The 25,862-nt window shown below is 41.1% G+C and carries 24 protein-coding genes; 21 read left to right on the top strand and 3 right to left on the bottom strand.

The window, feature by feature from the left end; genetic code table 11:
• Positions 1 to 23: 23 nt before the first annotated feature.
• On the bottom strand, positions 24 to 284 hold the full coding sequence (locus TOL9009_RS0103675) for a hypothetical protein (RefSeq protein WP_029631244.1): 261 nt from the start codon (positions 282 to 284) through the stop codon (positions 24 to 26).
• 39 nt (positions 285 to 323) lie between these two features.
• On the opposite strand from TOL9009_RS0103675, the gene TOL9009_RS0103670 reads away from it, so the two are divergent.
• The 4 genes from TOL9009_RS0103670 to TOL9009_RS0103655 all read left to right on the top strand — a co-directional run bounded on the left by TOL9009_RS0103670 (position 324) and on the right by TOL9009_RS0103655 (position 3,059).
• Positions 324 to 698 (top strand): hypothetical protein, encoded by a 375-nt coding sequence (locus TOL9009_RS0103670; protein WP_029631243.1) that lies wholly within the window; start codon positions 324 to 326, stop codon positions 696 to 698.
• A 260-nt stretch (positions 699 to 958) separates the two neighbouring features.
• On the top strand, positions 959 to 1,939 hold the full coding sequence (locus TOL9009_RS41995) for an A1S_2505 family phage non-structural protein (RefSeq protein ID WP_051502778.1): 981 nt from the start codon (positions 959 to 961) through the stop codon (positions 1,937 to 1,939).
• A 160-nt stretch (positions 1,940 to 2,099) separates the two neighbouring features.
• Positions 2,100 to 2,414: a hypothetical protein gene (locus tag TOL9009_RS48800; protein WP_242055154.1), complete on the top strand. Its 315-nt coding sequence runs from the start codon at positions 2,100 to 2,102 to the stop codon at positions 2,412 to 2,414.
• Between the two features lie 318 nt (positions 2,415 to 2,732).
• Positions 2,733 to 3,059, top strand: coding sequence for a hypothetical protein (locus TOL9009_RS0103655; RefSeq protein WP_029631241.1), 327 nt, complete (start codon positions 2,733 to 2,735; stop codon positions 3,057 to 3,059).
• 151 nt (positions 3,060 to 3,210) lie between these two features.
• Here the strand turns inward: TOL9009_RS0103655 and TOL9009_RS0103650 are convergent, their stop codons facing one another.
• Positions 3,211 to 3,528: a hypothetical protein gene (locus tag TOL9009_RS0103650; protein ID WP_029631239.1), complete on the bottom strand. Its 318-nt coding sequence runs from the start codon at positions 3,526 to 3,528 to the stop codon at positions 3,211 to 3,213.
• An 83-nt stretch (positions 3,529 to 3,611) separates the two neighbouring features.
• The gene (locus TOL9009_RS0103645; RefSeq protein WP_029631237.1) at positions 3,612 to 4,199 is read right to left on the bottom strand and encodes a hypothetical protein; all 588 of its coding nucleotides are present in this window, start codon (positions 4,197 to 4,199) and stop codon (positions 3,612 to 3,614) included.
• Positions 4,200 to 4,367: 168 nt separating this feature from the next.
• Between TOL9009_RS0103645 and TOL9009_RS0103640 the strand changes: the two genes are divergently transcribed.
• From TOL9009_RS0103640 to TOL9009_RS37870, 17 genes are all read left to right on the top strand, one after another.
• Entirely contained in the window at positions 4,368 to 6,026 is a 1,659-nt protein-coding gene (locus tag TOL9009_RS0103640) for an ATP-binding protein (RefSeq protein ID WP_398344001.1), read from the top strand.
• Positions 6,027 to 6,231: 205 nt separating this feature from the next.
• On the top strand, positions 6,232 to 6,759 hold the full coding sequence (locus TOL9009_RS0103635; RefSeq protein WP_029631233.1) for a DUF192 domain-containing protein: 528 nt from the start codon (positions 6,232 to 6,234) through the stop codon (positions 6,757 to 6,759).
• A 611-nt stretch (positions 6,760 to 7,370) separates the two neighbouring features.
• Positions 7,371 to 7,991 carry a hypothetical protein gene (locus TOL9009_RS0103625; RefSeq protein WP_029631230.1) on the top strand — a complete coding sequence of 207 codons (621 nt, stop codon included), beginning with the start codon at positions 7,371 to 7,373 and terminating at the stop codon, positions 7,989 to 7,991.
• Between the two features lie 48 nt (positions 7,992 to 8,039).
• A complete protein-coding gene (locus tag TOL9009_RS0103620; RefSeq protein WP_029631228.1) occupies positions 8,040 to 8,372 on the top strand; it encodes a hypothetical protein in 333 nt (110 codons plus the stop codon).
• Between the two features lie 41 nt (positions 8,373 to 8,413).
• Positions 8,414 to 11,344: a hypothetical protein gene (locus tag TOL9009_RS37880; protein WP_051502777.1), complete on the top strand. Its 2,931-nt coding sequence runs from the start codon at positions 8,414 to 8,416 to the stop codon at positions 11,342 to 11,344.
• A gap of 79 nt (positions 11,345 to 11,423) precedes the next feature.
• Positions 11,424 to 12,170, top strand: coding sequence for a hypothetical protein (locus TOL9009_RS0103610; protein ID WP_029631226.1), 747 nt, complete (start codon positions 11,424 to 11,426; stop codon positions 12,168 to 12,170).
• Positions 12,171 to 12,239: 69 nt separating this feature from the next.
• Positions 12,240 to 13,388 carry a hypothetical protein gene (locus tag TOL9009_RS0103605; RefSeq protein ID WP_029631224.1) on the top strand — a complete coding sequence of 383 codons (1,149 nt, stop codon included), beginning with the start codon at positions 12,240 to 12,242 and terminating at the stop codon, positions 13,386 to 13,388.
• Between the two features lie 6 nt (positions 13,389 to 13,394).
• Positions 13,395 to 14,177 (top strand): hypothetical protein, encoded by a 783-nt coding sequence (locus tag TOL9009_RS0103600; RefSeq protein ID WP_029631222.1) that lies wholly within the window; start codon positions 13,395 to 13,397, stop codon positions 14,175 to 14,177.
• A gap of 38 nt (positions 14,178 to 14,215) precedes the next feature.
• Complete coding sequence (locus TOL9009_RS0103595) at positions 14,216 to 15,964, top strand: TrbI/VirB10 family protein (protein WP_051502776.1); 1,749 nt, start codon at positions 14,216 to 14,218, stop codon at positions 15,962 to 15,964.
• A 9-nt stretch (positions 15,965 to 15,973) separates the two neighbouring features.
• Positions 15,974 to 16,711, top strand: coding sequence for a hypothetical protein (locus tag TOL9009_RS37875; RefSeq protein WP_242055156.1), 738 nt, complete (start codon positions 15,974 to 15,976; stop codon positions 16,709 to 16,711).
• Positions 16,712 to 16,801: 90 nt separating this feature from the next.
• Positions 16,802 to 18,382, top strand: a complete 1,581-nt coding sequence (locus TOL9009_RS0103585; protein WP_029631218.1) for a hypothetical protein — start codon at positions 16,802 to 16,804, stop codon at positions 18,380 to 18,382.
• A 496-nt stretch (positions 18,383 to 18,878) separates the two neighbouring features.
• Positions 18,879 to 20,648, top strand: coding sequence for a type IV secretory system conjugative DNA transfer family protein (locus TOL9009_RS0103580; RefSeq protein ID WP_029631217.1), 1,770 nt, complete (start codon positions 18,879 to 18,881; stop codon positions 20,646 to 20,648).
• Between the two features lie 271 nt (positions 20,649 to 20,919).
• Complete coding sequence (locus TOL9009_RS0103575) at positions 20,920 to 23,457, top strand: hypothetical protein (protein ID WP_029631215.1); 2,538 nt, start codon at positions 20,920 to 20,922, stop codon at positions 23,455 to 23,457.
• Positions 23,458 to 23,717: 260 nt separating this feature from the next.
• Positions 23,718 to 24,050, top strand: coding sequence for a hypothetical protein (locus TOL9009_RS0103570; RefSeq protein ID WP_029631213.1), 333 nt, complete (start codon positions 23,718 to 23,720; stop codon positions 24,048 to 24,050).
• A 35-nt stretch (positions 24,051 to 24,085) separates the two neighbouring features.
• Complete coding sequence (locus TOL9009_RS0103565) at positions 24,086 to 24,463, top strand: hypothetical protein (protein ID WP_029631211.1); 378 nt, start codon at positions 24,086 to 24,088, stop codon at positions 24,461 to 24,463.
• 142 nt (positions 24,464 to 24,605) lie between these two features.
• A complete protein-coding gene (locus TOL9009_RS0103560) occupies positions 24,606 to 25,430 on the top strand; it encodes a hypothetical protein (protein WP_029631209.1) in 825 nt (274 codons plus the stop codon).
• Between the two features lie 90 nt (positions 25,431 to 25,520).
• Positions 25,521 to 25,859: a CHAT domain-containing protein gene (locus TOL9009_RS37870; RefSeq protein ID WP_072022084.1), complete on the top strand. Its 339-nt coding sequence runs from the start codon at positions 25,521 to 25,523 to the stop codon at positions 25,857 to 25,859.
• The last annotated feature ends 3 nt before the right edge of the window (positions 25,860 to 25,862 follow it).

The following is a 25,862-nucleotide window of genomic DNA, read 5'->3' as shown; positions in this document are numbered from 1 at the left end:
GTCATGAATGTTTTGATATCTTTCTACCGTGCTAACACTAAGAATTCATCCCCAAAAAAGGACACAACCAGCAAATTGTCTTCGACTGCTTGAACCAAAAGTTTAGTCAAACCAGAGGTACTACCCATGCGATCGGGACAAACCCCTATAACTACATCTTGTAATATAAAAAATTTTGGTTTTGATGTAATATCAAATCCAATAGAGCAATATTGTCCTCTTTTTTTTGAAAACACCACAAAAGCTGACGCTTGATATAAGCAACAACTGGTATATCGCTTCATAAACAACCAGTTAAAGTTATATCAACAAAAGTTAAAACAATGGAATTAGCACAGTTTATCCTAACAGCAATCCTCTACATCCTCATCTACGGATTTTCTACTCTCTTTATTTTCCAATTCATACTAGAAATATCTGTCGCCTTTGAAAAGGACTGTCGCCGTAATACATTTATAAAACACACTGTAAGCAAAAGCGAAATCTTAACTGAAAAATCCCAAATTAGGATATCTAACAACAACAAAAATCAACTATCTACAACCAAACCGATAACTGTTCAACAGTTGAGAAAAAAATGCTCACAAGCTGGAATAAAATGGAGTTACGCTATCCAAGAATCTAAAACAGATAAGAAACGACATCTCAATCGAGAAGAAATGTTAATAGCCTTAACCCAGATTAAACAGTCAGCATAATAAAAATATAAACTGATAGTAATTCATTCTACTATCAGTTTATATAAAATGGACAAGTACTGTATTTTTTGGCTAATAAAAAATTATAGTAAGGACGCATCACCCTTAATTTTCACTCATCCAAATTATAGACAATAAGCAATGATAAGAGGTGTTTATGGAGAGATGGAATTGTGGAACAACCTAACTGCTGCTCAAGCAGAATTAAAGAAATTTAACCACAGATACCCCAATATGCATCTTTTGGGTAAAAGAACGAAATGGCAAATAATCATCCCTACAAAATTATTCCTGACAGAATTACCAAACTACTAAAAGACCAGATTTTTGTCTTTGGCAGCAACACAGAAGGAAGACATGGCGCTGGAAGTGCTTTATTTGCGCGACAGTACTGCAATGCAGAATACGGCAATCCCCAAGGACGGCAAGGACAATCCTGGGCGATCGCAACCAAAGACCTAAATAAGGGTATCCGGTCAATTCCCCTTCCCCAAATCAAATCCCAAATTGAGAAACTAGTCGAATATGCAAATACTCATCCTGAACTAGAATTCCTAACAACCAGGATTGGATGCAACCTTGCTGGATACACCGACTTAGAGATAGCTTCCCTGATTGCAAATTTCAATCTTCCTCCCAATATCTGGCTGCCCCAGGAGTTTGTTGATTGCCTTATCGAAGATAAACCAACCCTAAAAGTGGCATTTACAGGAAACAGGCATCAAAAATTTGATGAGTCGGGATGGAAGCAGGTACATAGCCGACTTGAAGGCATGATTGTTCGTGCTTGCGTTCGCGCACTTGAATGGGGATACAAACGCATCCAGTTTTATTCGGGTATGGCACTAGGAATCGATACCGCTGCCACAGAAATAGTCTTGGGGCTAAAGGGCAAATACCCCATTGAAATAAACCTAACTGCTGCCGTACCCTGCACCAATCTTGAACTTGCATGGAATAAATCCGACCAAGAGAAGTACTACCAGTTGTTATCCCAATGCGACAGTATCAAGTTTGTTTCTAACCTGACCTATCAAGAAGCAGGTGGCATTAAATATTTAAATGCTCGCAACCGTTGGATGGTTAATCAAATAAAAAATGCCCACGACATGATAATTGTAATCTGGGATGGACAACCTGGAGGAACAGCTAATTGTATTGCTGATGCAACAAAATTAAACCGCCGAATCATAATTTATAACTGGGTTGACAAAAATTACAAAAAGTTAGGGAATTGGTGAGAAAGAATGAAAGTAAAACCCAAAAATATCGACCTTAACACTCCTAGTATGGTTATCAACACAATCTTCGAGTGGAAAGGAGCTTTCTAACGACTACGAACAATTGAATCCCAAGATTTGGACATCCAAGTGCGCTCTGAAAATTTACAGAATGTATTCAATGCCCGTAATTGTTATCTGCTCGGACTTGGATAAATCAGATACAGGAACCTCAATAACTAACTCATGTGAAAGAGTAGCGACTCTCATCTGGAAACAATATAAAGAGGAAATATTGGGTAACAATCCTGGATTTGTCTTTATCGAACATTATCCTCGGTACAATCAAAATTGGCGGGATGCAAAAGAAACATTCTGCTTAGTACAATTCAATTTCGATGGCGTAAAATTCTCGCGTCCTCGGTGGACTCCCCTTACTCCAAACACAGTTATTACACTTATCAATCAACCAAGTAACTCCAATCAGGATGAATAAAATAGCAGCACGGCGCGAAGTCTGCCACGGTAAGTACGGGAAAAGTGAGACCTAAACCTTAAGCCAAACAGGAGGTTAAACAACTAGCACATATAAACCCTTTGGATAAGTAGTGGAGTCGTGAACAATTAAACTAACACAAATTAAATGTGAACTGTAGTAATACTACGGCATAAGCTAGTGCTTAAATTAAGTGGTGCAAGGAGTGAAACTACTCCTTTATAGAGGTAGTATTTAAATACTGCTTCTATTTTTTTAGATTTGACAAATTTATTTAATGAAGATACAAATATAAAATAGTATATAGGTATGAGAAACATGGAAAATTTTTCAATAGAAGAACTCAAAAGTATAGCCCTCAGTTTCAAAGATAGAAAAAACAAATTTCCCACGCCCAAAATATTTATTCAAGAGATTAAGTGTGGCATTACATTTGACCGTGAAGGTTCAAAAGACGAGATAATAGTAGCTTTTTACAGCAATCATTCAATAGATGAAGATACTTTAGCTCTTAAATTAAATAATTTCTTAGAAAAACAGCCAGAAGAGTTTGAAAAACTCTACCTGGCAATTGAAAAATTCTGGGAAGTTGAGGTAGTAGGTATTCAGGAACGATTAAAAGAACTTAAACTAATTCCCGTATGATAAGTAGGTCAGCAGAAATATTTGTCGTTGAGACAAGGCAGTTATGCTAAAGGGAAAAAGATTTTAATACCTTAATCTTTATTCACATAGTTGTGTTTATTTGTGCTTTCCTATTTAGCGCCAAAGCCCAAAGCCGTTAGTTCAATATTTTTTACAAACAGCGCAGTTGAGCCGTAAGTGATTCAATTAACCCTTCTGCTTCATTCTTGCCAATATCTTCTAAAATGGCAATCGCTTCTTTCAGGTTAATTTGACAGTCTTCTGAATATCCTTGCATCGTATCTTCCATAGCATGATTTAAAGTATACTCACCTAAATCAGCGACTTCGCGGTGGAATAACCAATATGTTAATATTACCCGCAATGCCAGCTTATCAGCTAGGGTAAGTTTCTCTAGCGTCGTGCCGAAATACTCGACAAGTTGGTCAATTGGATTCGTCTGGATATAATATGTAACGCACTTGCTCATCTTGATAAACTCCCTAATTTTTTCTCGAAAATACCACCTACTCAGTAGCCCAGCGCTCTCGGCTAAATACCTGAAAAACTGTACTAGTTCCTCTTTGCCAAATAACCCTGACGGTAATTGCCCTTCTTCAGCTTCGTAGCCTGACGAGGTGTCCACTGCTTGATAGCATCTACCCTACCCGCGTGGCGCAACTTCTCTTCATAGATAGTATTGCCCGTCAGTTTTGCGATCGCAGTAGCTATAACAAGCGCGCAACGCTCCGGCTGGCTGGAAACCTGTTCTTCTGCAAACCGCACCACCACCCAGTTAGCTTCGACAAAGCACTTGTTGCGATAATCATCCTCCCCAACACAGTGGGTAGGTTTTCCCGTCGCAAACGATATCGGCTCATCAACTTCAACATCTAGGTGTAGCCCAGTAGTAGGTTCAACAATCAAAAAGTCAGCCGTGTAATGTAAATCGTGCCCCGTCGGTAACATCTTCTGTTGGGGTAAAACAAGTCCCTCACCAAAGTAATGCTTCAAAACATTCTCAAATAATTTCTCACTTGCACCTATAGGAGCATCACCCGTACCCGAAGGTGCAGTCACGGGAGCAAATTTATTATCTCTAACCAATTGGGGGACAAATATTTGGGGAAAAGACGGAACTGGTAATGACGATTTAGTCATGCTTGTTAATCAAAACTTTAAATAATAGGCTGCAACTTTACATATTCCTCAAATAAGAAATAGTGTTACACTCAGTTTTACAGCTATGCAGAAGTAATTTAAACCAATAAATGTTGGATATTTTTTACAACTAAAATTGGATGCAGATTAAGAGTCAGATGGAAGACAATGTACCAAAAACACTCCGGACAAAGTATGTACAGCTTCCAGATACTCGAAGGACTGATTCAAGAAGAATATCCCTTAATCGCCTGCGAATCTCCCCTCCAGGAAAGACTGCGCCTGCTCACCCATATCAGCCAGTTCTGCCAAACCACTGGAAATAAATGCTACCTTTGGAACCTGGGAGAAGAGAGTATCAAAGAATTGACAGTAAAAAATTCAAAATTAGCGATTGGAGAATTTAAAGGCTACATTCCCAAACCAAAACATAATAAAGAAGATTATTTTCATCTACTCAATTTTTGGAAAGAATATCAGGAAAATGGGGTATTAATCGTCGAGAATATATACCCCTGGATTCAAGAAAATAGTTTCCCAGAAGCTGAATTTTTATTAATATCAGAGTGGATTAAATCTTCACTGATTAATATTAAACTTTATAACCAAAATACTGGTAAAGTTGCCCTACTTCTCGGAGCAACTGCTGATATTAGTAGCGATATCGCCGCCGAAATTCCTATCTGGAAACAAGATTTACCTGATGTCGGAGAAATTATCAAATCACTCACTCAAGGCTGTGTACTACCCCCAGAATATGCAGACACAGACTACCTCACAGTAGCGATCGCCGGAATGGGGTTGTATATATCAGATATACTTAACCTGCTGGCATGTATTAGAAAAACCACAGATTTCAGTAATTCAGGATCTGTAGCGCAATCCCTCCTCAAACAGAAAATTCAACTCCTCAACCGCCTCTATGATATTGAGTTCCTACCCCCACCCAAAGTCCAACTCGGTGGGTTAGAACTTATGCAGGAGTCATTCAAAAAATTCAAAAGGCTGCTTACCCCCCGCGCCAAGCAATATAACCTCAAAGTACCCAAAGGTATTATGCTAGTAGGACCACCAGGGACGGGTAAATCCCATTCGGCAAAAACCTGCTCCCAGAATATGGGCATACCCTTGATAATGGTCGATTGGGGCAACTTCCGCAGTTTCGGCTCTCTCGCTGAAATCAAACTCGAACGATTGCTCAAATTAGCCGATAAATTGTCACAAATAATACTTTATTTTGACGATTTTGATAAAGGTTTTGCCGGTGATGATGACCTAGCTAAACGATTAGCGGGTAAGCTATTAACATGGATGCAAGAAAGACAGTCAGATGTATTAATTATAGCGTCCGTTAACCGTATGGAGTGGTTGCCGCCAGAGTTAACCCGCGCTGGACGGTTTGACTACCTATTCAAGATAGACCTGCCGAACAATGGGGAAAGGTATACTATCTTCAAACTGCACGCCGCTCGATTTGACAAGCGATTCCGTAATGGCGGCGACCCTTGGGACTCAGAACAGTGGCGCAGAATACTTAAAGCTACCAATAGGTGTGTAGGTGCTGAAATCCAGACAATTGTCGAACGCGCCGCCAGTACAATATTCTATGAGACAGTAGCAGAAAATACGCATAATCCAAGCGAACTTCCTCCACTCGAACTAACCATCGAAGCACTGTTAGAAGAACGCCGCCAGATGAACCCTCTTGCCATTCGAGAAGCTGATAAAGTTGAGTCGATGCGGAATAAGGCAGACCAACAAGCTTTACCATCTAGCCCCCTCGATGAGTCTAAATTTGCTGTTGGTAACATTGATATTTTCGGATAGCAAACATTATAAATTAGTTCAAAGTTTCCAGAAATGTTTGGGAATCAATGCAAGCATACCAGCTCATAATAAACCTCTTGGTATGCGGGAAACGAGCGTGTTAGCACGACCTGGAAGGAAAGCAACTCATGCAGTTTTAACTGCATTAGATCTCCAATTGAATGATAGAAATCTAACCACTTTACCACTTGATTTATCTAAAATTATGGAATTCACAAAACAAACCAATCAAACTAAGCGATCGCAAACTCCAGAAAAAAGCCTATTCTTCAAAATTCTGAATTTCGCTGGACCAATTGCTGGCTTTACTGCTGCTCTCTCACCCCTAGCACTCTACTTTTGGACTTGTCAGCCCCAGTATCTACCGATTGGTGCAAGCTTTACTACCAACAATCAAACCTTCCAACTAGAGGTAGCAAGAGAAAATAAGGAACTATCCAAAGGACTCAAATTCCGCTCATACTTACCTAACAACCAAGGGATGCTATTTGTTATCAACAAACCCGAAGCAATTAGCTTGTGGATGAAGGATACTCACATCCCCCTAGATATGATATTTCTCAAAGATGGAGAAATTAAACATATCGTCAGGAATGCACCACCCTGTACAACGAGGGAATGTCCTAAATACAATTCAGTTCATCCTGTAAATCAAGTAATCGAATTGCCCGCAAATAGCGTAGATTCTCTAGGGTTAAATAACGGGAAATTTATAAAACTAAATATTAAATAGTCTCAATTCATCATCAAAGAACATATTAGTGGAGGAAGTCGGAAAAAAGTGACCAGCCTTCCGGAGTAAAAAGTCGCTCTTGTATCGTTCGCGCCTAGGTCTCCCTTTGGGAGAGGATCTAGAAAACAAGGCTAGTACAGCATGGCGGAAATAAACCACCCATTCCAAATCGCCAAAAATTCTGCCCTATAAGCTTTTTGACTTTTGACTTTTGACTTCCGCCTTGCGGTACTAGTCACTTTTTTTGCCTTAATGTATTAGCAATAATCAGGTATTCAATCCCTAAAAGCAAAGTTGCTTTTAGGGATTTTACTTTGCTTCAAAATAGGGTTGAGATACATTATTAACTTTGTCAATCCAACTATATTTGAAATTTGCTGCAACACTTTATAGGCAAAGATAACGTCAAAACTTAAACAATTAATCGGATGTATCCGAATTACTACCACCCATAGAATAAACACATAAGCCGCAAAGCTTTTAAGAGTTTTAAAAAATACCAATTCTCCATTAGGCTTTGCTCTTCTCGTAGGGTACTTTGCCGGGACTAAAATACCCAACGTCGTTCTTTTTGTTGAAATTAGCTCTCATAAATTCATAATTACGCGCACATGAGAACAAACTACGACCCAGATTACAATAACAACTACACATCATACGAACAAGAATACGGATATCCCGCACCAGTACGTCGCCGCCGCAATTGGAAAGAAAATGGCACAATCGCCGGTTTGATGGTTGTTGGTACCGGATTGATGCTTGTGGATATTTCAATCCACAACATGCTTATGGCATCATTAGCGTTCGCTACTGCCGGTGTCGCATTAATGCCCAAAGAAGCAAACAGCCTGCTTTCCAACTTTGAAAAATGGCAGCGCAAGTACGGCGTAAACATTTACACAATCATGTTTTGCTTAGTGGGTGCGGTATTTCTACTGGATATGTCAGTTGCACCCGCCAGCGCCCAATTCATGAACAACGCTGAAAAATTCTTCAAAGATGCCAATTACTTCCCCGGTATAGATCAAAAAGTAACTGGATTCATCTTCGCAGTACTGCGCGGTCTGTTCCTTATCTATCTTGCTATCGGTCTTATTCGGGTGGTGCAAGCAGCAAGAAATGACGAAGATTGGCAGACCATTGCCCGTACCCCAATTATCATCGCCATCACCGTAGTTGTTGGGGACATTCTTTCAGGACTCGTCGTTGGTGGCGGTGGCGCAGGAGGCTAATCAAATCATGAGAGGAGTGGTAAAAAACCACTCCCAACCCAAAAAGCAATGCCTAGAGACAGAGAATTCCGTACCGTCAACCAAGTCTTAGGCGACCAACCTCGGCTCGGTCCATTTCCTGCCGACCAAATTGTTCCTTGGAGTGCGATCGCACTCATTATGTATTTCGTAGTGAAGGGATTTCTTCAAGCAGGATGGCTGGCAACGGGAATATCAATCACCTGGGGATGGGCAACCTGGTGGACGGTCACATCAAATAAAGCCTTCTTAGGTAAGTTTGTCGGTACTCCCCGCATCACTCGCGGATATAAACCCTTCGTCTCACTGGTGAATCCACCTTCCTCACCAACAAGAAAACCCAAACGCAAAAAGCGCAAATAATCTTCAATTGTCAATAAATATTAACGCAGAGAGTTATCGTCATGACTTCAACCAAACCCAAGAAGCCAAAAGATAAACTTGGCAGACAATCCCTCGAAACCGAACAACTTGGGGTAGTAAAAGGTCTCACGCCATTTGAGGATATTACCCACTTAGCAGGAATTGCAAGTATCTCACTTGGCGGTCGTAAGAATGTTGGCGCAATCATTCTCAAGAAAAAGGAAGATATTCAAATTAGGTTTTGCTTTGATATCCAAGGGATTCACCCATCCCTTCCAGAAGAACAAATCCTACCTATATTTGAAAATATCGAGGGTGGACTCAAGGAACTACCCGAACGCGAAACCCTAACAATCCACATTGGTTCGTTTACCGATGATACCTTTCGGCAACAAGAGCTAAAGAAAGTCGAAAAACAGTGCGATCTCGAACAGCTAACTCTACTAATGAGGTCAGAACGGCTACGGGCAAGGGAACTCACACTCGCAGGGGTACGTAAAAATAAATTCCTCCGCTTCTGGTGTACTTATACCGTACTTGCAGCTGAAAACAGCAAAAGCAACGACCCCATTGAAAAAACTATCAAGCAACTGCAAACATACTGGCAAGGATTTACTGGAGAAATTCATGCTGTCAGGCACCAGCGCATTGAAACTATTTTAAAAGATAGCTTCACATCTGGATTTCAAATGTGGGAGCAAATTATCTCCAACACAATGGGGTTAAGCGCCAAAGTACTTACAGCAAGCGATATCTGGGAAGTTATCTGGAATCAATTTAACCGTAGTGAAGTACCCCCCATCCCCAATCGCCTTATCCTTGATGAAACAGGACTCAAAGAAGAACAAACAAGCGATTTCCATATCAAACACTTAGTCCTGGAAAACGAACAATCGGTTCCCTTCCTCGACCGCAGCTGGGTCAAACTCCAAAACAAGTATATCGGTGTCCTACAATTTAGCGAAAAACCTCAAGGCTGGGTTGATGAGTACGACCAACTACGATACCTCTGGGAGGTAATTTCTAAAGAGAAAATCTCTGATACCGAAATTATCTGCCAGTTATCCAAAGCTAACCAAGGACTAGCTAAAACTGCCCTTCAGCGCATAACCAAACAGTCAATCACCTCCAGCGCCATGTCTGCTGATAAAGGCTCTATTGATGTCAAGGCAAACATGAACATCGAGGAGGCTGTGCGGGCACAAGAAACTATCCTATTAGGTTCTATACCTATCCACACGGCGGTTGTCTTCTGTATTTATCGTAGCAGCCGTCAAAAACTTGATGAAGCTTACAGATATATCTCCAGTTGTTTCCTACGACCGGCAGTAGTTGATAGAGAAATAGAATACGCATGGAAAACCTGGTCGCAAACAGTACCTATTATTTGGGAAAATTTACTAACAAAACCGTTTAATCGCCGTCTCCCCTATTTCTCTTCTGAAGTACCGGGAATTATGCCCCTAGTACGTACCTCCACAGGCGATAAATCTGGGTTTGAGCTTATAGCCGAAGAAGGAGGAACCCCCGTACATCTCGACTTGTACACCCAGCACAAAAATCTTGCAGTCTTCGGTACAACTAGGGCTGGTAAATCTGTACTAGTAGCCGGGTTATTAACACCAGCTTTAGCTCAAGGTATCCCCGTCATCGCCCTGGACTATCCCAAACCAGACGGTAGTTCTACTTTCACAGATTATACGCAGTTGATGGGTGAAGAAGGTGCTTACTTTGACATCACTAAGGAGGCAAATAACTTATTTGAACTTCCCGATTTGAGGGGATACGAACCTGAGCTGATCAAAGAGCGAATGACTGATTTCAAGGAGTTCTTGAAATCAACGCTTATGACAATGGTGCTTGGTACTAACCGAGCTAACGTTAGTCCCACGATGATATCAAATATTGAAAGTATTCTGACCCTTGGGATTGAAACTTTCTTTAACGACGATGATATCAAATTACGATATAAACTTGCTTTTGAATCAGGTGTAGGAACACCTGAGTGGAATGATATTCCAACTCTCCAAGATTTCTATAATTTCTGTTCGCCTGGATATATCAAATTAGATTCAATTGCCAATAACAGTAAGGATATTTTAGATGCACTTGACCAAATTAGACTGCGGATAAAATTCTGGCTAAATTCAAGAGTAGGTCAGTCAGTTGCTAAACCATCTAGTTTTAGAACAGATGCTCGGCTATTAGTATTTGCCTTGCGATCGCTAGGGAGCGAAACAGACGCAGCAATACTTGCACTCTCAGCATATGCAGCCGCCCTACGTCGAGCATTGTCGAGTAAAGCATCGATTTTTTTCCTAGATGAAGCGCCGATTCTCTTCAACTTTGAAAGTATAGCCGAACTAATCGGCAGACTCTGCGCTAACGGTGCAAAAGCTGGTATCAGAGTTATTTTATCAGCCCAAGAACCGGAAAGTATCTTCCAAAGTAAATCTGCTCCTAAAATATTCGCCAACCTTACAACCCGCCTTATAGGACGGATTCAAACATCAGCAGTAGACCCATTTATCGCCAGATTTAAATATCCATCAGAAATTATTTCTCGTAACAGCACAGAAGCTTTCTTCCCCAAACGCGAAAGTATTTACTCGCAGTGGTTGCTTGACGATAATGGCAAACTAACTTTTTGTAGATATTATCCAGCTTATTGCCTGCTTGCTGCTGTTGCTAACAACCCCAACGAGCAAGAATTACGTACCCTATATCTCACCAAATATAAACAAAATCCCATGTTGGGAATGGTTAAATTCTCTGAAGCATACGTAGGGATGATTCGCCAAGAAGAACCAACAGAAGAAACCAAAGAGCTATTAAATTCAACTAATAAAAAATTCGTAATAAACGTACAACCTATAGAACAACCAACAGAAAATAACCAAGAAGCATTAAATTTCGGTGATAAAAATCCCGTACTAAATGTACAAGCGATAGAAGAAAAACTAACAGAATAAATCCCTAAAAAAGTGGCTAAAAGTAACCAAATTTAAGACTGAGTTATCACTGCCACATGGACAAATACACGAGTAAATTATGAAACAACCATTCAAGTTTAAACCCAAAAAACGACTAATAATCGGCTCGGTAATTGGGGTATGTATTTTTCTTGGAACAGAACCTGTACTAGCCCTCTCACTAGATGTTAATAGTTTCTTTAATGAATTATTGGGCGAACTCAATAGCTACTTTGAAGAAACTAAAGGCGAACTCACCGCTGCCATTAATCAAAGTTGGGGTGGGATGAAAGGCGAAGCCAAAACTGCTATTAAGACTGGCAGTATGGATATGCCAGACCCAGTAAACTCAGCCGATAAGTTGAAAGAGCAACTCTTGGGCAAGGGTAACTGGAACGAAAGTAACACAGTTGAAGGTGCTGTAGGTGCAGGCAACGAACTGGAACGGGAAACCACCCGCGCCACAGTTGAAAGTGTCCTGGGGGAAAAAGGGCAAGAACGTACCAAAAAGGAAATTGAAGCAACCCAACAAACAGTAGCCTCGGCGCAAGATTTGGCTAACGAAGCGCAAGGAATGGATGCTTCACAAAACATCCTCAAGGTGATTGCTGCTCAAAACGCCCAGGTTGTCTCAATGTTGGGACAATCGCGCACTGACGGACTGCAACAGCGGCATGACTCACAACAAACTAACTTGATGCTATCTCAAATCGCCGAACAAGGTGCAAGCGATCGCCGCCGTCAAAATCTGATGATGGACGGTATTACCTCCCAGTACATAGAAATTAGCGGGTTTAGCTCTCTCAAAACTACTGCTGGTAAGTAATTTGCTTTAATCAATTAGTCATCTCTGATTGCAGAGATGACTCCCTACAAACGTATAACACAAGTGCCCATGTTAGACCATCTAATAATTGCCACTGACCCATATTTTGGACAAGACATCCTCCAAAACGCCGCCGGGGGAGCGCAACTAGTAGCTGAGGGGTTTAACGAACTCTGGCAAGAAACCCTCAACGGAAATTTATATGGTGCAATGTGTAAGGTCGGTCAGTTTTTCGCCCTCGCCACCCTCACTCTATATATGGTGGAACTTGGTAAAAACTTCATCAACCAAGAAGACATGAAGGCGTTATCAAGTTGGATATGGCCCATCATAGTCATTGGATTGCTAGCAAACAACGGCACTTTACTTAGAAGCGGAACCCTTACAGTCAGAGGGTATATCAATAATGTCAACAACGATGTACTCAATTTTACAGCCGCAGGAGCAAACCTTGAGGTAGCATTCAACCGCGCAGTTGGAAATATCGCCCTTCAACAGCAAGTCGGAGGCGCGATGGAAAGATGTCGGTCGATTCCGGGTGGTACTGGTGATGCGATCGCCTGTCTCCAACAAGCCGAACTTGAAATCAAAAAGTCTGCACCAGGCTTATTCAAGGGAGAAGCACCTAGCGAAGGAAGTTGGGAATTTAACCCCCTTAAGTCCCTATCCGACGCTAAAGACGCACTCTCAAATCTTTCTCCCGGTCAAGTGATAGAAAAAGTCGGTAACACAATCACCAGTACCATCGGCTCAATGATAACTGGTTTTGTCGCCGTCATATTACTTGCCCTAAATAATGCCTACCAGTGGGGCATTGAATTTACGATGCTGTTAACCGCCCTTCTCGGTCCGCTTGCAGTTGGTGGTTCATTACTCCCGTTTGGCGCTAAACCAATCTTTGCCTGGTTAACTGGCTATTTTTCAGTCGGCATCGCAAAACTTTGCTTCAACATCATTATCGGTTTGTGCGGACAACTAATTGCAAATTCCGAGCAAAACCAGCCAATGATATTTCTTCTTTTCGTTGGGTTGGTTTCTCCTATCCTGGCATCATCTCTGGCGGCTGGCGGCGGACTTGCTGTTTGGTCAGGATTGGGTAAAGCCGCATCGTTTGGATCTCAAGTTGCAGCTCCCATCGCTACAGCCGGAGCAAGCACAGCAGCAACAGTAGGCGTAAATGCCACAAAATTTGTCGCTGCAAAAGTAAGAAAAAAATAATCAACAATGCTCAAATTTAAACCAAAATCACAACCGCTTCGCCTACTCAGTTACGGACAATCTACATCAGCACCAGTCGCAATCGCAACTACAGTAGGCGCCTTCTCTGGCATCCTCTCTCTTCTATTACAATTTATCAATTTTGGGGCAACTTCTGCTAATAACAGATACATGAAAGCTATGACATTTGTCCAGTTAGAAAATGGAAGTACCAAAACTATCAAAAGTGTTGCTCCTGGAGAAAGAACTGACAAAGTTATCAACGATTTTGTTACTAATAGCTTAATTAAATTATTCAACTGGGATGGAGTTATCAATGAAGATGATAATGGAAATTTAGTCCAAAAAGTAGATAAAGGAATAGAAATTGAAACTGTAAATGGCGCTAGAAGAAAAATCCCCACCGATGTTTGGGAAGGGGCTTTCACACTATCTGAAAATCAAGATTTCCGCGCCAGCTTCCTCAAAAAACTAGCAGAAACAATCCCTGAAGGTATACTTTCCGGAAAAGGTACAGTCACTCTTGTAACCAACTTTGTCTCCAAACCACGTAAAATCGAACATGGGAAATGGGAAGTTGATGTTATCGGTAATTTAGTCACATTCAACGGTGAAAGAAATCTAAGTAAAGGCATTACTTTCAACAAAACAATTACCGTAGCAGCAATAGATAGCCCCCAAAACCCACCCGAAACTAGCGAGATAGCCAAAAAAATTTATAAAGCTAAAATGTCTGGTTTAGAAATAACCCAAATCGTAGATTACGAACTTGGTAAAAAGAGAAAATAATAATTTAGTTAAACATTGTAGCAATTAACTTGTAATATATGACACTAAATTTTGACGACGAAAATCAAGAAACTATTATTAGTAATAACGATAATTTAAATCAAAATAACTCTGTTGATGCACTTTTACCACTCGATGAAGATAGAGTTAAACCAACTGAATGTGAAAATGAATTAGAAAAAGAATCAACAGAAGATGATGATGAGGAGGAAAATCCCGCAGCCGTTCAAACCAAACATGATTTTGTAACCTCTCCCTGGTCGAGACTCGGCATTATTGGAGGTGCATTTGGAGTAGGTTTTTTACTTATGTTTGTCGTCCTCAACAGCATGATCAACGGTGGCAGCAACACTGCTCAAACTCCAGTTGCTACTTCCAACAACACTCCTACATCCGCACCATTTGAAGAGAAGGACGGGGATGCTTATGCAAAACTAGCTCTCCAAAAGCAACAGCAAGAACTTGAAGCACTCAACGGTAAAGAGAAAGAAACCAAAAAAAATAATACTGAAGGTGAAGAAACTCCAGACGGTAAAAACAGTAAAAAACAAATTCCTAACGCCAACACTCCCGCTTTGTCTACCACAACTCAAGCTAGGGTCACATCTCAAGAAACACCTCCCCCTCCGCGCAGCTACCGTGTATACCGGGAAGCAAATCCTGAAACTGAATACAACAGACCAAGACGCAGTGCAGTCCTTGCGTCCCGTCCCATCGAACCCTTACGCCCCACTGCAACTTTACCAAAAATAACTCTTCCGGTAAGTAGTAAAACCACAAAAGCAGCACCATCATCCAGCGAGAGTCGTACAGAAACACAGAAAGACCCCATAGCCGAACTCGAACGCCTCCGCAGTCTGGGTAATGTCGGTCGAGTTGAATATGGTAACAATACCGACAGCACTACTATTGCTAGCAGTAGAACAGAAGAGGAAGTTCCTTCTGATAATGAAACACCCCGCCGCCGCAACCGTCGCGGTGAAAATACAGTCGATATTACACCTAACAGTACACCCAACAACACAGGGGAAGTTGAAGAACTGCGCCCCCGATGGGAACCAACTAACGCTGTCGAGTTTACTACTTCTAAAAGCAAGCAAGCCCAACTTAGTTCTATTAATTACCTAACTGAAGAAGCCCAAATTTTAGAGGAAAGACAAACCCAATATTTAGTAGTAGGTTCTTCCACAAGCGCTACCTTAGTTACTCCTTTAATACTCACTCAAGGCAGCACAAACAGCAATCTCAGATTTGTAGCCCGCTTGGATGAACCAATCAAAAGCAACACAGGTGGAATAGCCCTGAGTGCTGGTACGCAAGTTGCGATCGCACTTATCTCTGTTGATAGTGGATTTAATATCACTGCTGAAGTAATTGCAATACTTAAAGATGGTACTGAATATCCCATCTCCCCCGGCGCAATCTCAATTCTAGGTAAAGGTAATAACCCCCTCATCGCCCGTCCCTACAAAGATAAGGGAGGAGAAATCGCTCTTTTTGATACCACTCTTGGCACTATCGCGGGACTTGCAAAAGTAGGAGAAATAATCAACAGACAAGACCAAACCACAGAAGACCTCCCCTTCGGTGGCAGCCGCACGCGCACCACAGGAAATAATCGCGATATCACAGGTGCATTTTTAGAAGGCGCTTTTGGCAAGCTATCGGAAACCATTACAAGCCGCACCCAACAAGCTACTAGTGAAATTACCAGCCGTCCAAACATCTGGTATGTACCTGCATACACCAAAATCTCTATTCTCGTCAATCGCTCCATCAAACTGTAACAAACCGTCATGGTAGCTAAATATTTATTCAGTTTAAGCTTACTTTTATCTTCGGCGATCGCGCTGCCTGCACTACCTATACAAAGTGCGACAGCAGGTATTGTCCGTCAAATAGAAGCATACATGGTATCGGGAGAAACCGCCCAACTACAAACCGTCAAGGTTTGGAACGGACATGGAGTATCAATTTCGTTTTACCGCACCGGGGAAGTTATTAAAAAAATCTGGTTGGATGACCCCTCCAAATTTGTAATTGACGTAGATGGCTGTCTGGAAGGATTGGGAAAATGTTCGTCCGAGGAAAGTGGAGCAGGACTTATTCATCTCCGCCGTATCGAAACAGTCAAAATACCCGGATTGCCACAAGCTAGTTATGGTTCGCACCTCACAGTAATTACTGAATCTGGAGGTAATAAAAAATCTTATCATTTCCAAATCATACCAGGCAGTGGAAAACCCGAATACAGCCAACTAGAAATTATAGGTGACTCAAGCAATAACCGGGAACCAGAAAAACCTTCATCTGATTACATTGCCGTATCTGATAGCAAATATATTGCCAAAGGAATGCAGGTTGCACTTGACAAACAGTGGATAAGCAGCAATACCCCACTGTGGGAAAGATTAACCAAACTAGTCGAGTTGCGACGCACAGGTGAAGAACTCACCATCGCTGCAACCAACACCGGGGTATCGATGAAATTAGTTGAAAAGCTCATGCTTATGGGTGGAAAACGCTTATTTTGAGATGCCCCTCCCAAACCAGTAGAAACAAATAATACTCAACAAATCCCAACCTACACCAGAAAACCTAGTTGTTGAAAAGTAGTAAAGATTATGGAAACCAAAGATTTTTTAACAGATAATCACACATTTCAAGTAATAAATATTACAACAGAAGCAATCCACCCGCAGACTAGCGCCATCCAAGTTAACTCGGAGATAGTCGCCATTGTTCCAGTTACAACCACGAATTACAACCCTCCTAAAAATGAACCAAGTAAGGGGTATCAATGGCGCACTACAAAGATGAATGTATGGCGCTACCTCATGGCTGCTGGTATGGTGGCAGGACTCGCCCTCCACGGGTTAATTAGATTCGGGGGTAGCTACAATATCGGCAGTCTCGTATTTGAGAATAAAGCTGTCGCAGCTACACCAACGAATGTTTCAAATTTGAGAGAAGTTACTAGTTCTATACTCCCTCCAGCACTAGACGCAAAGCGGCTTAGAGCAGGGTACTTCGGGAACACTTCGGTAAACCTCTCCCCGAATGATTCAAATTTGAATCATTCGAGCAAACAAGCTAAAACACCGAAAAAACAACTCCTTGCGGTCAAGTATATCAATGGGATGCCTGTCCCTGACTGGAGCAAGATTAACTTTGATAGCATGAAGTTTTCAAGTGCAGGGGAAGTTGAATTTCCTAACATTAAAGACTTAAAACTTAAAGGAAAGCGTGTTTGGAGCGCGGGACAGTCACTTGCTGAGGTAATGCAGTTGGGAGATTTTGAGGCAACAGAATTCAAAATCGAAAATCTTAACCTCAGTCAAATCTCAAAAATAACGGATACCAGCCTCAAAAATCTCAAACTATCAGACTTTGAGACACTCAAGTGGCAGTCACTCGGCGATTTAGCTTCAGCTATCCCAGGATTATCCAAATTAGAAGTTGCCGATATTCCCGCAATTGATGATTTAGTTAGTAAAGTGACAGGGGATGCAACAAGCAGCTTGACTGTAGGAGAAGCACTCGAAAGTTACCCCAAACTTGAAACCGCCGAACTTGGCAAATACCTCAAACTTGATAAATACAAACTCACCAGCATTCCCGGTATCGAAAAAGCCGCCCTCAAAAAGTTTAACAACTGGGAAAATACTATTATCGGCAAGGTTCCGGGATTGGGAAAAGTACCATTTGACCAGTTACCTGGAGTACCCGTACCCGATACCAGCTTTATCGGTAAGGTGGATGTGGTACTTAAAGAGGTAGAAAACGGCAGGTGGAAATCAATATCGGGTAGCGAGCAAGAAGGATTTAACGTCCCCTGCTACAACAAAAAATGCGCCCACATCGAAGTAGCTGGAAACGATAACCTAACTGGTGCGGCATGGATGTCAGGCAAGTTCCAAAAAGTCAAGGGTGGGTTCGGTATTCTCGGTGGTGTTAACGGCGGGAAAGAACCAACCGGAAGACATCCCTTCGGTAAATCATTCAAACAAGTTATCTGGGATGTCAACGAAGCTGACGGAAGTATAACTACTGCGATGTTCTTCCGTTTCTGCAAAACAATCCCCTTCGTTGGTCGCACCTGCACGCCCTACTTTATCGGTCCTGTTCCATTCTTAAACTATAGCGAGATGGACTCAATTATCTTAGGCACACCCCTGACAGTGCCTAAAAAACCAACTCTTTGACACTCCTCAGCTGTAATGCATGAGGATTCTTGCTTCATCCGTCCTCCCTAGATACCCAAATGCAAGCATTTAAATATCCCCGTTTGGATACGTCCACAAGCGTACACGGACTGCCCGACCGCGTTTGGAATGATTTACTGAATCTTTTTTCCTCTTTCCTACACTATGTCGCACGTTCGCCCTTGGCGTTGCCGAAGGCTAGCTGAGCATTGTAGCTGGGGAGTACCCAATATTGGCTATCTAGGCGTTTGATCGCAGTGCCGATTTAATTTTAGCATAAAAAGCCGTCCTATAAGGACGTGTGCGACTCGTTCGCTAGAAACCAGTACTATCAGTAAAAACGATGCGGCGATCGCATTTCTGGGAAGTGCTTTGTACCTAAGCCGAAGAAGGGCAGACTCTCCCTTAGGGTCAATCTCAAGTTTTCCTCAATTAACACCACAAGGATAAATATGCAATCCAAAAGTATATTTCTTCATACCAATTTTTAGTAAATATGAATAATTTATACCTGGCTCAAACCCCAAGCACTAAAGTTAAAACTGCTACAGAATCCTTACCTTCGTCTGGCTATGACTTCAGCAAATATACCAACCAACTGATGTCTCCCCAAGGACTAGCACTCGCCGGGGGGATATTAGGACTATTTCTCTTACAGATGTTTTCTGGAGGTAAAAAAGGCAAACTTGCCACTAGCTATTGGGGTGGGAGTCAAGAAACAAACCGCGCCAAGAAAAAGGCTATCAAGCAAGTCACTTCCCCCAAATGCGATTCGGCTAGTTTGTATATTGGAGTACACAGATACAAAAAACAAAAACTACCAAAGGGGAGTGGGGGAACACCCATGTACGTGCCTGATGTTCAAAGAGGTACAGCCGTCATTGGGGCACCCGGTAGCGGTAAATCTTTTTCGGCAATCAACCCCATGCTATATTCAGCAATTGACCAAGGGTTTGGTATCGTACTATACGATTTTAAATACCCCTCACAAGCCAAAATCGCTTCTTATGCTAAATCAAAGGGGTATGAAGTACACGTCTTTGCGCCAGGATTCCCCGAATCGGAGGTATGCAACCCCATTGATTTCTTGCGCGACAGTAGCGATGCTGAAACCGCACGTCAGCTTGCAACTGTGATAAATAAAAACTTCCGGATGTTGGGAGGCGCCAATGAGGACGCATTTTTTGGACCTGCGGGGGATCAACTCACCCAGGCAATCCTCATGCTCACCAAGGAGTTTGGCGAGTTCGCCGATATCATGACCGCAGCAGCAGTTCTATCGAGTGAAAAGATGGTCGAACGTTTGATGGCTGCGAGCCTCAACCCCTGGATAAGAATAGCTTTTGGTCAATTGTTTAGCTCTAGCGGATCGGAGAAAACCATCGCAGGTATCGCCGGTACCGCATCGCTCATGTTTACAAGATTCATGGCTAAGAACACTTTAGGCTGTTTTATCGGTCAGACCACTTTACCACTAGAGGTAGGTAAAAAACAGATGATTATCTTTGGACTCGACCGCGAACGCCGCGACGCAGTAGGTCCACTCATGACTTCTATTTTACACATGACCGTCGCTCGCAGTATTGCCAAAAAGAGGAAATATTCTGGTCCACTTGTGGTTAGCGTTGACGAACTACCGTCAATTTTTTTACCAGACTTGTTTAAATGGCTTAACGAGTCGCGTTCTGAAGGATTCTGTGGAATCCTCGGATGGCAAAACATGGGTCAGTTGGAGAAAATTTACGGCAAGGAAATCTCAAAAGCAATCCTTGGTGCGTGCGGTACCAAGTTTGTATTTAATCCTGGGGAAGAGGAATCTGCAAGGCTTTTTAGTGCTTATTTAGGTGAAGAGGAAATCAGCTACAAACAAAAATCCCGGTCAACTGGAGGGGGCAAAGCTTCAACATCTATCTCCGACCAGGAAAAAACTCGCAAGCTTTTTGAACCTGCCCAATTCCTCAAATTGCCACCTGGTAAATGTGTATTTATTAACCCTGCTTATGATAATAAAAAGGAAGGTTCTGTACCCTTATTAAAGACTATTAAAGTATCAAAATATCTTATTGGCTTGGAGGAAGAAAACGGAAATAATTGGGACAAGCTTATCAAGCAGCTAGCACGGAAAAGCACCCAAAAACGACCTACTCAAGAAGATTTAGATTTCAGAGTAAAAGAAGTAGATAAGCGTTTCCCCATTCCCCAAGCGCCCGTACAAGCTGGTAATTCACCATTACCTGTAGACAGTTATGCCGATTTTTTTAAATAATAAACATGATGAATAAAGAGATAATAAAAGAAATTAATAAATATCAAATTTTCTCGAAATGGAATTATCAATTTCCACCTTATGTGGAAGCTCATTATTTCGACAATATCCTAGTTTACCATTACGACCGCAATAGCCCAAATAATATTTTTTGCGATAAGTTATACCAAAATGGTGCTAAACCATCATTACTAATCATCAGATTTGATAATCAATTAGTGTTCGTTAAATATCAAAATTCAATACTTATCGATAGGTTTCCAACACCACCATGTTTGACCCTCAGCAACAACGAATAGCAGATAACTATCTTCAACTGGCTGATACTACTGGTAAAGCAGCCTTAGAATTAGCCAAAATCCTGATTGACACTTTTAAAAAAGTTCGAGAAATACTTAAAGAGAGGGAAGAAACAGATAAAATAGCAATTGAAGTTGGCAAAGATACCTACAACCTCGTACCCGATAAATCTACCCCTGGGGCTTACAAATGGGAAAAAGTAGATTTAAACCAGGGGATAGATGGTAGAGACACAGTTATCCTCATGCCAGATATGTACATGGATAATGTACGGTACACCATAGAGTTTGAGACACACAACGAACCTAGCGATTATCAAGCACAAACTCTCGCCGCCCGAATTGTACAAGATGTACCCGATTTAGGTGAAAATTCAAGCAGCGATTATGAACCAGCTATCAGGATAACTGCCTACACTGAATTAGGCAATAAAACTGTCATTTACGAGCAAGATTCGGAAGGCAAATGTCGAACAAATTTAATTACAGAAAATCTCTCCCAAGATGAAATTATGGATGTGGCTTACGAGCCACTCATAAAACTACTACCTCCTTCATCTGATATCGTTAAAAATTACCAAGATACTAAAAGTTTTATAGAAAAGAGTGAGAATTTTCAACCTGAAACTAACGTGAACAGCCAGCCATCTGATATTGAAAGCAGCCAATTTGACAATATATCAGCAGCAGCAAATGATATGCTTTCAAAAGTATTAAATAATACTAATTTGGAAGAAAATCCAACAGAGATAATTGCTAGTAGAGATAAAATTCAGTCAGGAGAATTTATTACAGTAGAAGATATACCCCCAGATGAAGAGACAATTGACTTTCTAGAAAATATAGATATTAGCAATCCTCCAGATTTTGATTATCCACCAGATGAAGATGAGCAAATTACTGCGATCGCTCAAAATCATGAGCAAGCTGAATTAACAGACAAAACTATACTAGAACCCAGCAATCAGATAGATAACCAACCTTTAAATGTTGAAAATTCTGAGTCCACACTATCAACTGTAGCAGAGTCAGCCGAAGATAACTTTGAAGAAGTTATCATCAATAATCTTCAGGAAGAGGTAGAAAATCAGGAGAATTATACCTCAAATGAAATAACAGTTACCAATAAAAAGAAACCTGTTGATTCAGAAAATCCAAGCGTAACTCCCAAAAAAGAAAATTTAGAAGAAGAGGAACAATACGCCGCTCAATACACTTACCAACAAGCAGCCAACTCTGAGGGGGTAGAACCACAAGCGCAACAATGGGCGCGTCAAGTAGAAGTACCAATATACGAGATAAAAAACAAACAAGCAGAAAAGGAACGCTACAACGGCGAGAACAAAGATATTGCCCAAGCTGCAACCGAAATGTTGAAGAAATACGGCACCATTGAGCAAGATGGTTCTCGTATTTACAGAAGTGATGCCTTTGTAATTCGGCAAGAAGGGGATACCGTCAGCATCCATCGCCGCAGTGATGAACTCCAGGGATGGAGTAATTCCTTGATGAAGTTCAAACCCGGTAAAGGAGATAAAGAACCCAAAATCACCAAACAGCCCACTAAAATGTTAGGGGTAGAACGTCAGGAATTCCTGATAATAAGCGAACACCTTCAGGATAAAGGCAAACTACCCGATCTAAGTTCTTCAGACATCCGGGATGTGGCAAATAGCCTCGGCAGTCTCGCTCCTGCTGGTACTATCAAAACCTTGGAGGTATTCAAACAAAACGAAATGTTGGACACTCTCAACAACATACTCCTGACAGCGCTTAAAGATGAACTTGCCGTAGGAGAATTTACGATTAAACGCACCCGCGACCCTAAAGGGAAAAAAGCCAGCCTGCAACTGTTTAAAACGACTGAGGAAAGGGGTACTCAGGAATTAGTCAAATTTGACTTAACCAAAACTGAGGAGGGCATAAAAAAAGAGGTCGCCAAGATGAATATCAGCGACTATGACATCAACCAAGTGAAGTTTATTGCCCAAAACGCCAACAAGCTTAATCTTGAACAGATATTTGAAGGGGGGCAAACAGCACAGACGCAACAACCACCTAACCAAGGAGAGCTCGGCACCCAGCAGGCTCCCCAACCTCAACAAATCCAAAGTGCAGGTGATATCCCTGTCCAGGTTCACCCCTACATCGCCCAAGAGTGGGCAGAGATGACAAAAAAAGGCGGTCCTGCTTGGGGAGGGGCAATGAATCAAGGCAATGAAGAAATCCTGCAAAAGCTTAAAGATAATAATGGCAAGCTCCCTATCGCCGATCAACGAGAAATGTACCTCAAAATTATGACTCACAAAACAAACGAGGCGCAAAAACAAGGGGAAAGCACCATAGAATTTACCCCACTAAAAGACATCATGCAGGATTTACAACAGTGGCGGGCTGAAGAAATCAAACAGCAGTTTACTCCCACCCAAGTTGTTAGGGACTACAAAAAACAAAAAGTCGCCGCCGCTGCACCCGGACGCAAAGCGGTGGGAGGAGGATTAGAACTTTGAGATTATTTACAACAAAACCGCGTAAATACGGCTTTGAAAATATTGTTAATTACGAAAAATTACAAAAGTAAGAATACTTAGTATTTTGCTTTATAAAAATATAAAGATTTTGAAGATTATTTCTCATCTATAAATAATATCTTTAAAAAGATGAGGTAATTCAAACTTAAAAATCTTCATCAAAAGCTTAAAAATAAGACACCAATAATAGTAAAAATACTGATAAATTATGAATATATAAATCAACCTCAGCTTGAAAGATGTTTTCAAAAGTAAGAGCATTCACCACCAAACCAAATAATTTGTTTACAAAATTCGGCAATCATTTAGAAAAACTAGAGTCACATGAGAAAGTAGAATTTCAAGCAAAATTATGCGTTTGGGCAATAGCAGTAGAAATGGCAGGTAACTATAATGCTATCTTCAAAAATTTAAATCATCGAACAGGGGAATATAGCGATAACCTAAATGAAGCATTAGCTCTTGCAGAAGGAATGAATTTAATAGAAATAAATAACCTTATAGATGCCATAAATAAAAATAATGACTTGAACGAAGCTGAAACTTGCGACCAAATTCTCTTTGCTGCATAAATCCATCTCATTCAATTGAAAACAGGTAAACAATCATGCAAATACTAACATCCTCAGTTTCAATTACCGAGGAAAATAATTTCTCTTTCAGCCACACAGAAGGCTCCTGGGTAAAAGTAAATTATCAATGCCTCCAAGAACGCAAAACTCACGGTAGCTACTCTCAAAAAGATGAAAGCGAACTGTTTATAATTATCTCCGGCAGGGTACAGGTATCTGTCAAAAATACCCTCACCAAAAAGTCATACTCGTTCATCGCCGCTTTTGGCGATAAATTTATCGTTGAGCCAAACGAGACATACAATCTCTACACTCTTACCAAATGCGAATGGTTAAATCTAGTGTCGAGTACAGAGGAAAAACATCAACCCCGTTTGGATCAGGTATACGCTTTGATGGGACTTGCTGCTTAAAAGAAAGCCTATTGCCTATCCAATGCTCTTTGCAGTTCCCTGAATCCTCAAGTTTAAATGCTAAACTTGAGGAATTTTCATTACTTACTTTATCATTAAAAAAGAAATACTAAAAATTAAAAATCACCTAATATTACTATATATGCGTAGTCGAACTATTGACATTGGAGAAAAGTTTGGTTACTGGCAGGTACTTGAAAACCAAGGGACGGAAATACTATGCCAGTGTACAGCCTGCGGAATCCAAAGAAAAGTATTTAAGTTTAATCTTTTAAACGGCAAGACAAAAAGTTGTGGTTGCGTCAAAAGAGGAAGCATTCTAGAAATAGGTACAACTTTCGGTAGACTAACAGTAATTGATAACCAAGAGATAAAACAACTAGGTAGGTTAGCAAAAGTCTTGGTGAGATGTAGCTGCGGGACTGAAAAATATGTGTACAAGCATAGTTTAATCAGCAACAGCACTAATAGCTGCGGTTGTCTGAGAAGAGAATTATCGCTCAAAATTAATCCAGAAAACTGGAGAGAATACCATTCTTGGAACTATATCAAACAAGCCTGCTATAACACAAATCACCCTTTTTACAAAAAACATGGAGGGTGTGGAATCGAAGTACATCCATCCTGGAGAGATAACTTTAACCAGTTTCTTCTAGATATGGGAAAAGCCCCAAATAATACAATAATTGCTCGTATTGATACCACCGGAGATTACGCACCCGGCAATTGCTTTTGGAGCAATCGTAAAAAATATTGGCAAGAACTCGAACGAGCAGAAATAAACAAGTTTATCAAAAACTTTTATATCACTAGCGCTCAAGATAAAAAAGCTAAAATATCTGAATCAACTATTCGCCTAATATTAGAAGAACACATGAATGGAGAGGCAAATATAAATAACATTGCGCGCAAATTCAAACTTACTCTAGATGATGTAATAAATATCATTTTCAGCTTCGGCATATAATCACCACTTTCTATTTACATATAGTTTGATTAAATTATAACAGAATGACTATCGGGACTTAAACAAAAAATTAGCGATGAGTACGTTGGTTTGCCGTATGGGTTTCTATTGGCTGGTAATACTAATGTCGTCAGTAGCCTCTGGACTGTCAGTGCTACTGCTACTGCCTTATTGATGATTAAATTTTATGAAGAATTACAGCAACAGGAGAATATAGCAGTAGCCTTCAATACCGCCCAAAGCTGGCTACGTAATACTACAGTGCGAGGATTTCAAGATTGGATAGTGCGATCAGCACTGGACAGAGTTTGGCAGAGAAAACTTGGTCTAGATTTTAATGCAATCTTCGCAGAACAGGGAGCTACAGCAAAACCTTTTGAGCAACCTTATTATTGGGCAGCCTTTTTTACCATAGGAAGGGGAGTATAGTAA

This window comes from [Scytonema hofmanni] UTEX 2349, assembly GCF_000582685.1.
Lineage (GTDB): Bacteria > Cyanobacteriota > Cyanobacteriia > Cyanobacteriales > Nostocaceae > Hassallia > Hassallia hofmanni.
Note: the sequence above shows the minus strand (reverse complement) of the source record. Positions and strands in the feature narration are given on the sequence as shown.